Source organism: Mycobacterium colombiense, from assembly GCF_001672755.1.
GTDB classification, from domain to species: domain Bacteria; phylum Actinomycetota; class Actinomycetes; order Mycobacteriales; family Mycobacteriaceae; genus Mycobacterium; species Mycobacterium colombiense_C.
Genome location: NZ_LZKI01000176.1, coordinates 28,580 through 40,468, shown reverse-complemented (window position 1 = coordinate 40,468; position 11,889 = coordinate 28,580). Strand labels below are relative to the sequence as shown.

At 66.6% G+C, this 11,889-nt stretch carries 9 protein-coding genes and 1 pseudogene; 1 reads left to right on the top strand and 9 read right to left on the bottom strand.

Features of this window, described 5'->3' with window-relative positions:
- The 6 genes and pseudogenes from A5708_RS26510 to clpX form a co-directional block, all read right to left on the bottom strand.
- Window positions 1–235 (bottom strand): annotated as a pseudogene (locus tag A5708_RS26510) (hypothetical protein); the annotation flags it as partial.
- A 1,097-nt stretch (window positions 236–1,332) separates the two neighbouring features.
- Window positions 1,333–1,938: a molybdenum cofactor guanylyltransferase gene (mobA, locus tag A5708_RS22685; RefSeq protein WP_065030773.1), complete on the bottom strand. Its 606-nt coding sequence runs from the start codon at window positions 1,936–1,938 to the stop codon at window positions 1,333–1,335.
- A 13-nt stretch (window positions 1,939–1,951) separates the two neighbouring features.
- Window positions 1,952–3,043, bottom strand: a complete 1,092-nt coding sequence (locus A5708_RS22680; protein ID WP_065030770.1) for a 2-oxoacid:ferredoxin oxidoreductase subunit beta — start codon at window positions 3,041–3,043, stop codon at window positions 1,952–1,954.
- Between the two features lie 108 nt (window positions 3,044–3,151).
- Complete coding sequence (locus tag A5708_RS22675; RefSeq protein WP_155766148.1) at window positions 3,152–5,104, bottom strand: 2-oxoacid:acceptor oxidoreductase subunit alpha; 1,953 nt, start codon at window positions 5,102–5,104, stop codon at window positions 3,152–3,154.
- Window positions 5,105–5,350: 246 nt separating this feature from the next.
- On the bottom strand, window positions 5,351–6,634 hold the full coding sequence (locus A5708_RS22670) for an MFS transporter (protein ID WP_065030769.1): 1,284 nt from the start codon (window positions 6,632–6,634) through the stop codon (window positions 5,351–5,353).
- Between the two features lie 7 nt (window positions 6,635–6,641).
- The gene (gene clpX, locus A5708_RS22665; protein ID WP_064953001.1) at window positions 6,642–7,922 is read right to left on the bottom strand and encodes an ATP-dependent Clp protease ATP-binding subunit ClpX; all 1,281 of its coding nucleotides are present in this window, start codon (window positions 7,920–7,922) and stop codon (window positions 6,642–6,644) included.
- A 329-nt stretch (window positions 7,923–8,251) separates the two neighbouring features.
- Between clpX and mmuM the strand changes: the two genes are divergently transcribed.
- Complete coding sequence (gene mmuM, locus A5708_RS22660) at window positions 8,252–9,142, top strand: homocysteine S-methyltransferase (protein ID WP_065030768.1); 891 nt, start codon at window positions 8,252–8,254, stop codon at window positions 9,140–9,142.
- Here the strand turns inward: mmuM and clpP2 are convergent.
- The 3 genes from clpP2 to tig all read right to left on the bottom strand — a co-directional run bounded on the left by clpP2 (window position 9,139) and on the right by tig (window position 11,869).
- Entirely contained in the window at window positions 9,139–9,774 is a 636-nt protein-coding gene (gene clpP2, locus A5708_RS22655; protein WP_065030767.1) for an ATP-dependent CLP protease proteolytic subunit ClpP2, read from the bottom strand. The genes mmuM and clpP2 overlap by 4 nt on opposite strands.
- Window positions 9,771–10,361 (bottom strand): ATP-dependent CLP protease proteolytic subunit ClpP1, encoded by a 591-nt coding sequence (gene clpP1 / locus A5708_RS22650; protein ID WP_065030766.1) that lies wholly within the window; start codon window positions 10,359–10,361, stop codon window positions 9,771–9,773. Before clpP1 ends, clpP2 begins: the two co-directional genes overlap by 4 nt.
- A 125-nt stretch (window positions 10,362–10,486) precedes the next feature.
- On the bottom strand, window positions 10,487–11,869 hold the full coding sequence (gene tig / locus A5708_RS22645; protein ID WP_065030765.1) for a trigger factor: 1,383 nt from the start codon (window positions 11,867–11,869) through the stop codon (window positions 10,487–10,489).
- Window positions 11,870–11,889: the final 20 nt, after the last annotated feature.

Below are 11,889 nucleotides of genomic sequence, written 5' to 3'. Positions count from 1 at the left end.
TCCCCATGACACGCCCACGAATTCGCGCGCGAGCGCCGCTGCGGATCTCGTTCGCCGGCGGCGGCGGAGCGTCCGGAGCCGGGGGCGGCGGCGGAGCGTCCGGCGCGGGGCCGGCGGCCGGCGCGTTGGGGTCGAAGCCCACCGCTTCCGGGTCCGCGTGCGCGGTGGCCGATGGGATGGTCACGAGCGTGCCCGTGACCGCGGCAAGAATGAGCGTCTTTCGGACGTTCTTCAAGTTTGTTCCTTTCGCGGTGCGCGCGCGCCAAAGCAAGCCCACGGATGTGGGCTGAAGCTGTCTGGTTGATGCCTGCTTTGAAACGTGCCGTCTGGGTCAGGCACGGCAGCGGCGGGCCAAGTCTGCCCGGTGGGCGTTACCCACCGACCACGGTCGGGCTTTCGCCGTCCGTGGCGCCGCTCGCACGCGGGTCCGTGGATTCAATTATCTGATTACTCTTCCGTAACCCGTTTTGGGCTAACACGGACCGTAGAAGACCCCGGCGCATTCGTCATCTTCGGAAATCGGATATCTCGTTTCGGTAACGCGCCGATCACGCCGTGATATCCCGATCATTTGTGCAGGTCATACGGGCTTTGTCGAATCGGCGCTCGGACGCAACGGCCAAACGAATGGTGAGCCGAATCACCTGCGTTTTGTGAGCTGGCGCACGTTTATTTGCCGTGCCGAGGCCGATTGGCCAGCGCTTCAACGGATCCGAACGCGCCGACCGCAAACCGGCGCAGCATACCGCAAGTCACGTTTGCCGCAACGCACCCACGCAGCCCGGCGGTCAAGAACGCCGGATGATATCGACTTCCACTGTGCACCAGCATAATTCGACTGAATACTTCGCGTGCGACCGCGTCTTCGACGCCGATAGCGCGCGCTCGACGTATTACCCTGCTCAACAACGACTTTCATTAATAACGCACGGCGGCAACGGCTTTCGAACGCCCCGAAGAGTCCAGGACTCACCATCGAGACCGGCCACGGCGCCGCCAACCGCCTAACGCCAATCGACAGCGGCGCGGAAGATTTCGAAAAGCCGATTTTGCTGAAACGGCTTACAGCTCTAGCGGAGGCTCCGGGCATGCTGCGCCGACCGAAACCGGCAGACACCATTGGTCGATCCTCAAATCGCTACTGCCGCAACAGATCACGATGACTGATCGGCAAATCTTCCGTATTGACGTCGTCGCCGCAATGCGGAAATTGCGCGGTGCGTATTTCAAGAATGGCGAAATAAACAAATGCCGTGTTTACGGCGCGGTGTCAGTGGCGTCGATTTGTCGAAACGTGGAGTCCGCCGGCTCGATCCGCCCGGCGCTCCGCCGTCAGCCCCGCGACTGCGCCAGAGCGAGCAGGTCGCTCTCCGTGTTGACGTTGGCCAGGAAGCGCGATTCAGGCAGCACGATCTGCTGGGCGTCCGACGCGTCGATCAGGGCACGCATGGAACGGGCGCCGCCGGCCACCAGGCCGTCGATCCGCTCGGCCAGATCGGTGCGGTACACGGCGGCCAGGTAGTGGCTGCGACCGTCCCACGGCAACACGATCTCGGCGTTGGTCTCGGTGGCCAGCTTCACCAGCTCGTCGATCAATTCCGCAGACAGCAGCGGCATGTCGACGGCGCAGACGAAGGCATACCGGGCGCCCGCCTCCGCGGCCGCCCGCAACCCGCGTCCGGTCGCCGGCAGCGGCCCCTGGCCGCGCACCTCGTCGCGGACGACCTGCGCATCCACCGCGGGCAACGGTTGGCCCGGCGCGGCCATCACGAAAACCGGCTCGCAGCGCTGCGCGAGGACCGCCGCAACGTGTTCGAGGAGCGTCGCGGCACCGCCGGGGCCGGGCAGGGTGGCCTTGTCACGGCCCATCCGCCGCGATTCACCGCCGGCCAGCACGATCCCCGCCAGCGACCCGGCCTTTTTCTCTGTGTCGGGCATCTGGTCGCCCACGTCAGTCGACGGTCCAGGTGTCGCGCCCGCGCAGCAGCGATTGCAGCGCGGCGGAGTCGAACGCCTTCGCCGACTGGGCCGCCTGCACCTGCGCGCGAGCCGCGTCGTCGTAGGTGGGCCGGCTGATGTTGCGGAAGATGCCGAGCACGGTGTGATCGAGGTTCTGGTCCGACAACCGGGACAGGGCGAAGGCGTAGGCCGAGTTGTCGCTGTGCGCGTCGTGCACCACGATCTCGTCGACCGACACGTCGGCCGTCTTGGCCACCTCCAGGCCGAAGCCGGACTTGACCACGCAGTATTCGCCGTTGGCGCCGAACACAATTGGCTCGCCGTGGCGGACGTTGATGACCCGCTCCTCGGCGCCTTCCTTGCGCAGCGCGTCGAACGAGCCGTCGTTGAAGATCGGGCAGTCCTGCAGGATCTCGACCACGGCGGCGCCCCGGTGGCCTGCGGCAGCGCGCAGCACCTCGGTCAGCCCGTTGCGGTCGGAGTCCAGCGCGCGGCCGACGAAGGTCGCCTCGGCGCCCAGCGCCAGCGATACCGGGTTGAACGGGTGGTCCAGCGATCCCATCGGGGTCGACTTGGTGACCTTGCCGACCTCTGACGTCGGCGAGTACTGCCCCTTGGTCAGACCGTAGATCCGGTTGTTGAACAGCAGGATGGTGATGTTGACGTTGCGGCGCAGCGCGTGGATCAGGTGGTTACCCCCGATCGACAGCGCGTCGCCGTCACCCGTGACCACCCACACCGAGAGGTCCTCGCGGGCCAGCGCCAGACCGGTCGCGATGGCCGGTGCGCGGCCGTGGATCGAGTGGAAACCATAAGTCTCGAGGTAGTACGGGAACCGGCTGGAGCAGCCGATGCCGCTGATGAACACGATGTTCTCGCGGCGCAGCCCGAGGTCGGGCAGGAAGTTGCGGATGGTGTTCAGGATGACGTAGTCCCCGCAACCCGGGCACCAACGGACCTCTTGGTCACTGGTGAAGTCCTTGGACTTCTGCGGCTGGTCCGTGGTGGGGACCCCGTCGTTTTTGGTCAACTTCGCGGTCACACCGAGGTCTTTGCCCGCCAGGTTGCCGATCACGTCAGTCACGAGCGTCGCTCCTCCTCATCGCTTCGCTCTGCATTGTTGCGGCGCATGTCACGAGCACCGCTCTGTCATCGCTTCGCTCTATGTTGTTGCCGGCCGGAACCACTGAGCTCATGCGCCGGCTCCAACCGTTACTGCCGCCATCTTGGCGACCATCGTCTTGTCGTTCTCCACTTCGGCCAGCGTCCCGCCCAGAGCGGCGCGGATGACGCGGCCGATCTCGTCGGCCAGGAAGGCGACGCCCTGCACCTTGCTCACCGATTGCACGTCCACCAGGTACTTGCCCCGCAGCAGGAACGCCAGCTGACCCAGGTTCATTTCCGGCGCCACCACCTGCGGGTAACGCCGCAGCACCTCACCCAGGTTGGCCGGGAAGGGGTTGAGATAGCGCAAGTGGGCGTGCGCCACCTTGATGCCCTTGCGCCGCGCGCGCCGGCAGGCCTCACCGATCGGGCCGTAGGAGCTGCCCCAGCCGATCAGCAGCAGCTCGGCGTCGCCGGTCGGATCGTCCACCTCCAGATCGGGCACCGAGATCCCGTCGATCTTCGCCTGCCGCAACCGGACCATCAGGTCGTGGTTGACCGGCTCGTAGGAGATGTTGCCCGAGCCGTTCGCCGCTTCCAGCCCGCCGATGCGGTGCTCGAGCCCCGGGGTGCCGGGCACCGCGAATTGCCGCGCCAGCGTCTCCGGGTCACGCGCGTAGGGCTGGAACGGCTCGTCCGCCTTGGCGAAGGTGTGCGTGATGCCCTGCAGCGTGCTGACGTCCGGAATGCGCCACGGCTCTGACCCATTCGCGATCGCCCCGTCGGACAAGACGATCACCGGGGTGTGGTAGGACACCGCGATGCGCGCAGCCTCGAGCGCGGTCTCGAAGCAGTCCGAGGGTGAGCGTGGGGCCAGCACCGCGACCGGTGACTCGCCGTTGCGGCCGAACAACGCCTGCAACAGGTCGGCCTGCTCGGTCTTGGTGGGCAGCCCGGTCGAGGGCCCGCCGCGCTGCACGTCGACGACGAGCAGCGGCAGCTCGGTCATCACGGCCAGCCCGAGCGCCTCGGACTTGAGCGAGATGCCCGGGCCGGAGGTGGTGGTGACGCCCAGCGCCCCACCATACGAGGCGCCGATGGCCGCGCAGATGCCACCGATCTCGTCCTCGGCCTGGAAGGTGATGACGTTGAAGTTCTTGTGCTTGGACAGCTCGTGCAGGATGTCGGACGCCGGCGTGATCGGGTAGCTGCCCAGCATGACCGGAATGTCCGCCAGCTGACCGGCCGCCACGATGCCGTAGGCCAGCGCGGTGTTGCCCGAGATCTGACGGTATTCGCCCGACGGCAGGGTCGCCCGGGACACCTCGTAGGTGGTGCCGAAAGCCTCGGTCGTCTCGCCGTAGTTCCAGCCCGCCTTCAGCGCCAGCACGTTGGTCTCGGCGACCTCGGGCTTGCGGGCGAACTTCTCCCGGATGAACTTCTCGCTGGTTTCGATCGGCCGGCCGTACATCCACGACAGCAGGCCCAGCGCGAACATGTTCTTGGCGCGTTGGCCGTCCTTCTTCGTGGCGCCGATCGTCTCGACCGCCCCGAGCGTCAGCGTGGTCATCGCGACGGAGTGCACCACGTAGTCCGACAACTCGTCGGTCTCGAGCGGGTTGGTGACGTAGCCGACCTTGGTCAGGTTCCGCTTGGTGAATTCGTCGGAGTTCGCGATCACCATTCCACCGCGGGGCAGGTCACCGATATTGGCTTTGAGCGCAGCGGGATTCATCGCGACGAGGACGTCGGGCCGGTCGCCGGCGGTCAGAATGTCGTAGTCGGCGATCTGAATCTGGAAGGACGAGACGCCGGGCAGCGTGCCTGCGGGGGCGCGAATCTCGGCGGGATAGTTGGGCTGGGTGGCCAGGTCGTTGCCGAACAGCGCCGCCTCGGAGGTGAAGCGGTCGCCGGTAAGCTGCATGCCGTCGCCGGAGTCCCCGGCGAAGCGAATGACGACTTGCTCCAGACGCTGACGTGCAGATCCGTTGGGGGAAGCCCCATGTGAGTCAGATCCGGCTCCGCTGCCGTTCGGATCCACGTCTTTGCCCTCCACTTTGCTCACCGGACAGACACTCCGCCGACGTTCCAGGTTACGCGCCATCGGAGCGGCCTCAGCGCACCAGCGCTTTATGTCACTGCCGGTATCAATTATGGCATTTCTTTGAGGGTTGCATGGCCGTCCCTTATGCGTGCCACGCCGCCGCATTGTCAGCAAAACCCGAAGTCAGCGACGGGCTACTGGCGAGTACCCGACCAAACTGTGTTGTTGGTCACGTATTGCGCGTTAGCTACTGTCGTCCATACCGTGCCCGCCTCCGGCTGCCGCGAATCCAGCGCCAGATCTTGTCGCCGCCGTTTCCGGCATCGCGATCAGATACAGCACGAAGCCGGCCGCGGCGACGGCACCCAGGAAGACGAACGCGGCGTCGTAGCCGGCCGCGACAACGATCGAGCCCGCGACGAGGTTCGACACCGCGGCGCCGGTGCCGGTCGCCGCCGTTATCGCCCCCAAGCTGATGTTGAATCGGCCGCTTCCGTGCGTGACATCCTGCACGACCAGGGGAAACAGCGCGCCGAACACGCCAGCTCCGACGCCGTCGAGCAGCTGCACGCCCACCAGCCAGTAGGAGTTGTCCGACCAGGTGTAGAGGAATCCGCGCGCGGCCAGGACGGCGAATCCGGCCAGGAAGATCGGCTTTCGCCCCCAGGAATCGGCCTTGGCCCCCGCGACGTAGGCCACCGGCACCATAACGACCTGCGCGGCCACGATGCAGCCGGCCATCAAGGCGGTCCCCACGTCCTTGTTGTGCAGCGCCAGGCGCTGACCGACCAGCGGCAGCATGGCCGCGTTGGCAAAGTGGAAGGCGATGACCGTCACGGCGAAGATGATCAGCCGCCGATTACCCAGCAGCGCGGTCAGCCGGGATGGCGGCGGGTGCGGTTCTCCGGCGAGATGGTCCATGCCCCGGGCCACGTCGTGGTCGATCGCGTCACCCGGAATCCACAGTGTCGCAACCACACTGGCCCCCGCCATGGCGGCCAGCACCCAGAACACCACCACCGGTCCGGAAACATAGGCCAGTGCGCCGGTGATCGCTGCGGCGCAGGCATTCCCCGCGTGGTTGAACGACTCGTTGCGTCCGATCCGCCGGGAGAAACGCCGGGAGCCGACAAGCCCCAGCGTGATGGCAGCCAACGCAGGCGCGAAAACGGATCCGGCGATCCCGGTCAGCGCTTGCAGCACCGAGATGGAATAGAAGCCGGGGAACAAGGGCATCGCCACCGACGCCGCCGTGATCGTCAACGCGCCGCCGATGATCAGCGCCCGCTTGGCGGTGGTTCTGTCCACCAGGGCGCCGGCCGGACCCTGCGCGACAATCGCCCCGATGCCCCCGACCGCCATGACGAAGCCGATCGACTCCTGATCCCAGTGATGGGTCAGCAACAGGTAGATCGACAGGTACGGGCCCAGGCCGTCGCGAACGTCGGCGAGCAGGAAGTTCAGCAGGTCCAGGCCGTGCGCAACGCGCTTGGGAACGCCACCGCTGGGTGTGCCGGTGCGCTCCAGGATCTACTTAAGCGCTCTTGTCGCGACGCTCGGAACGGGAAGGCTTGCGCGGCACGATCGTCGGCAGGACGTTGTCCTGGACGGTCTCCTTGGTCACCACGACCTTGGCGACGTCGTCGCGGCTCGGGATGTCGTACATCACCGGCAGCAGGACCTCTTCCATGATGGCCCGCAGGCCACGGGCGCCGGTGCCGCGGTGGATCGCCTGGTCGGCGATCGCTTCCAGGGCGTCGTCGGTGAACTCGAGCTCGACATTGTCCATCTCGAACAGCCGGGTGTACTGCTTGACCAGCGCGTTCTTCGGCTCGGACAGGATCTTGACCAACGATTCGCGGTCCAGGTTGGTGACCGAGGCGACGACGGGGAGCCGCCCGATGAACTCGGGGATCAGGCCGAACTTGATCAGGTCCTCGGGCATCACCTCGGCGAAGTGATCGGTGGTGTCGATCTCGGCCTTGGAGCGCACCTCGGCCCCGAAGCCCAGGCCGCGCTTGCCGACGCGCTCGTAGATGATCTTCTCCAGGCCCGCGAAGGCGCCGGCGACGATGAACAGCACGTTGGTGGTGTCGATCTGGATGAACTCCTGGTGCGGGTGCTTGCGGCCGCCCTGCGGGGGAACCGAGGCCTGGGTGCCTTCCAGGATCTTCAGCAGGGCCTGCTGGACGCCTTCTCCGGAGACGTCGCGGGTGATCGACGGGTTTTCGCTCTTTCGGGCGATCTTGTCGACCTCGTCGATGTAGATGATGCCGGTCTCGGCGCGCTTGACGTCGTAGTCGGCGGCCTGGATCAGCTTGAGCAAGATGTTCTCCACGTCCTCACCGACGTAGCCGGCTTCGGTCAGGGCGGTGGCGTCGGCGATCGCGAACGGGACGTTGAGCATCTTGGCGAGCGTCTGGGCGAGGTAGGTCTTGCCGCAACCGGTCGGTCCGAGCATCAAGATGTTGGACTTGGTCAGCTCGACCGGCTCGTGCCGCGAGTCCCGGCCCTTTTCACCGGCCTGGATCCGCTTGTAGTGGTTGTAGACGGCTACGGCCAGCGTCCGCTTGGCGGTGTCCTGCCCGATGACGTATCCCTCGAGGAACTCCCGGATCTCGATCGGCTTGGGGAGTTCATCAAGCTTCACGTCGTCGGCGTCGGCGAGCTCCTCCTCGATGATCTCGTTGCAGAGATCGATGCATTCATCGCAGATGTATACGCCGGGGCCAGCAATGAGTTTCTTGACCTGCTTCTGGCTCTTCCCGCAGAACGAGCACTTCAGCAGGTCACCGCCGTCTCCGATGCGCGCCATGGTGCTGAGGGCCTACTTCCTGTTCGCCGTTGGTCTTGCCTGTCCCCGCATGTATTCACCGACGCTACCCGTTTGTTCGGGCCCGACGCGACCATAAGGGCCGAATCGCGTCGGTGGTATTCATGCATGTCCGTATGGATGAAACATATAGCCAGACGGTGCCCGTCACTCGCGAAAGGCGCGCTTTGCGTGTCTTTGGCGTGTCGCGGTTGTGACGCGACCGAGGCTGGCCGCCCTCCGACCTTGCTTCGGTGTGGAGGTGCCAACCCAACGCCAACATTCACGCGAGGCCTGGGCGGACCCCCAAGATTTCACCCTACAGTGGCGTCGTGGGTTTGGCTGGGGGCTTTGCATGGCCCGGCGGATCCGTACTGCTCGATGGCGGCTTGGCCACCGAGCTCGAAGCGCGCGGCCATGACCTGTCCGACCCGTTGTGGTCGGCCAGGCTGCTCGCCGACGCCCCGCAGGCCATCGCCGCCGTACACGCCGCGTACTTCCGCGCCGGGGCCACGATCGCGACGACGGCCAGCTACCAGGCATCGTTCGAAGGGTTCGCCGCCCGCGGCTTCGATCGGCAGGACACCGCCAGGCTGTTGCGACGCAGCGTCGACCTCGCCAAAGCGGCACGGGACGAATCCGGCGGTAGTGGGCTGCTCGTCGCCGCCTCGATCGGACCGTACGGCGCGGCGCTGGCCGACGGATCGGAGTACCGCGGGCGCTACGGCCTGTCGGTCGCGGCCCTGGCGCGATGGCATCGCCCGCGGCTGGAGACCCTGGCCGACGCCGGCGCGGACCTGCTGGCGTGCGAAACCGTGCCCGACGTCGACGAGGCGCAGGCCCTGGCCGAGCTGGTGCACTCGGTCGGGAAGCCGGCCTGGCTGAGCTACACCATCGACGGCGACCGGACCCGCGCCGGGCAGCCGCTGGCCGACGCGTTCGCGGTGGCGGCCGGTGTCGACGAGGTCGTCGCGGTCGGGGTGAACTGCTGTACACCCGACGACGTGTTGCCCGCGATCGCGCGCGCCGCCGCCGTCGGGAAGCCCGTCATCGTCTACCCGAACAGCGGCGAACGCTGGGATGCATTGCAGCACAAGTGGATTGGCCCGTCACGGTTCAGGGCGGACCTGGCGGCGCAGTGGACCGCGGCCGGTGCCCGCATCGTCGGCGGATGCTGCCGGGTGGGGCCCGCCGAGATCGCCGACCTTCGCCGAAACCGCTAGGCCGTCTGCGCCGAAAGCTTCCGGTACTCCAGCACGGTGTCGATGATCCCGTAGTCCTTGGCCTCGTCGGCGGTCAGGATCTTGTCCCGGTCGGTGTCCTTGCGGACCGTCGCGGCGTCCTTGCCGGTGTGGCGGGCCAGGGTGGTCTCCATCAGCGTGCGCATCCGCTCGATCTCGGCGGCCTGGATCTCCAGATCGGAGAACTGCCCCTGGATCACGCCCTGCAGCGAGGGCTGGTGGATGAGCACCCGGGCGTTGGGCAGCGCCATCCGCTTGCCCGGTGTCCCGGCGGCCAGCAGGACCGCGGCCGCCGAGGCGGCCTGGCCCAGGCACACGGTCTGGATGTCGGCGCGCACGTACTGCATGGTGTCGTAAATCGCCATCAGCGAGGTGAATCCGCCACCGGGCGAGTTGATGTACATGGTGATGTCACGGTCGGGGTCCAGCGACTCGAGCACCAGCAGCTGCGCCATGATGTCGTTCGCCGACGCGTCGTCGACCTGCACGCCGAGGAAGATGATGCGCTCCTCGAACAGCTTGTTATACGGGTTGGACTCCTTGACACCGAAGCTGGAGTGCTCGATGAACGAGGGCAGGATGTAGCGCGCCTGGGGCTGGGTTTCGGGGTTCACTGGGCTTCTCCATTGGTGATGTGGGCGGCGCGGGTGATGATGTGGTCGACGAAGCCGTATTCCAGGGCTTCCTGCGCGGTGAACCACCGGTCGCGATCGGAGTCGGCCTCGATGCGTTCGATCGACTGGCCGGTGAACTCGGCGTTGAGCCGGAACATCTCCTTCTTGATGACGTGGAACTGCTCGGCCTGGATGGCGATGTCGGCCGCGCTTCCGGTCACCCCACCGAGCGGCTGGTGCATCAGGATGCGGGCGTGCGGCAACGCATACCGCTTGCCCTTGGTGCCGGCGGCCAGCAAGAACTCGCCCATCGAGGCGGCCATGCCCATCGCGTAGGTGGCGATGTCGCACGGCGCCAGCACCATGGTGTCGTAGATCGCCATCCCGGCGCTGATCGATCCGCCCGGTGAATTGATGTACAGCGAAATGTCCTTGGTGGCGTCCTCGGCGGCGAGCAGCAGAATCTGCGCGCACAGCCGATTGGCGATTTCGTCGCTCACCTCCGAACCCAGGAAGATGATGCGCTCGGACAGCAAGCGCTCATAGACCGAGTCCGTGAGGTTGAGACCCTGCGAGTTTGAACGCATGTCAGTCACGACTGGGTTACCTGCTTTCTCGAGATCCGTATTCACGACACTAACCAACCGAGCCCACTGTTTCGCGGCCACGCACCCCTGAAAAGGGCACGTTCGCTCACAGCGTCATGGCGCGGTCACTCCCCGGCGTCAGCCTCATCGGATTCGCCGGCCTCGCCCGAGTCCTCGTCGGCCCCGGCTCGCTTGCCGAAGAATTCACTGGTGTCGATGGCGTTTCCGGCGGTGTCGGTGACGGTCGCCGCCCGGATCACCTCGGCGATGGCCAGCGCCCGCCGCACATCGGCGAACATGGCCGGCAGCTGGTTGTTCTCCTGGAGGTAGGCCAACAGCTGCTGGGGCTCGATGCCGTATTGCCGCGACGTCGCCACCAGGCGCTCGGTCAGGTCGTCCTGGCCAACCTGCACCTCCAGGTCGTCGGCCAGGGCGTCGAGCAGCAGCTGCCGCTTGACGTCGGTCTCGGCCGCCGTGCGCGTCTCGGTCTCGAACTCCTCGCGGGACTTGCCCTGCTGGGCCAGCACTTCCTCGAGCTTGGACTCGTCGTGGTCGAGGCTGTGCAAGGCGTTGTGCAACGCGCTGTCGACCTGGGCCTTGACGATGGCTTCCGGCAGCGGCACCTCGACCTGCTCGAGCAGCGTGTCGAGGGCGGCCTCGCGAATGTTCTCGGCCTGCTGGGCGCGCTTGGTGCGGCCGACCTGCTCGCGCAGGTTGGACTTCAGCTCCTCGATGGTGTCGAACTCGCTGGCCAGTTGCGCGAACTCGTCGTCGGGCTCGGGCAGCTCACGTTCCTTGATCGACTTGACCGTGACGGTCACCTGGGCGTCCTTGCCCGCATGCTCGCCGGTCGCCAGCTGCGCGGTGAACTCCTTGGGCTCGTCCACGGACAGACCGACCAGCGCCTCGTCCAGGCCCGCGATGAGTCGGCCCGAGCCGACCTCGTGGGACAGGCCCTGCGCGGCGGCACCCGGAATCTCCTCGCCGTCGATGGTCGCCGACAGGTCGATCGAGACGAAGTCGCCGTCGGCGACGGGGCGGTCCACCCCGGTCAGGGTGCCGAATCGCGCACGCAGAGACTGCAGTTCGGCGTCCACGTCCTCGTCGCTGACCTCGATCGGGTCCACCGAGACCTTGAGCGCGCCGGGGTCCGGCAGGGTCAGCTTGGGGCGGACGTCGACCTCGGCGGTGAAGGCCAGCTCTTCGCCGTACTCCTTCTTGGTGACCTCGATTTCGGGCTGGCCCAGCGGGTGCACCTCGGATTCGGCGACTGCCTGCCCGTACCGCGCGGGCAGCGCCTCGTTGACGACCTGATCGAGCATCGCCTCGCGACCGAAGCGCGCCTCCAGCAACTTCGCCGGCGCCTTGCCCGGCCGGAACCCGGGCAGTCGCACCTGCCGGGCCAGCTCCTTATAGGCGCGCTGGAAGTCGGGCTCGAGTTCCGAGAAAGGGACCTCCACGTTGATGCGCACCCGGGTGGGGCTCAACTGCTCGACGGTGCTCTTCACGGGTGTGCTCCTCAGTGCTC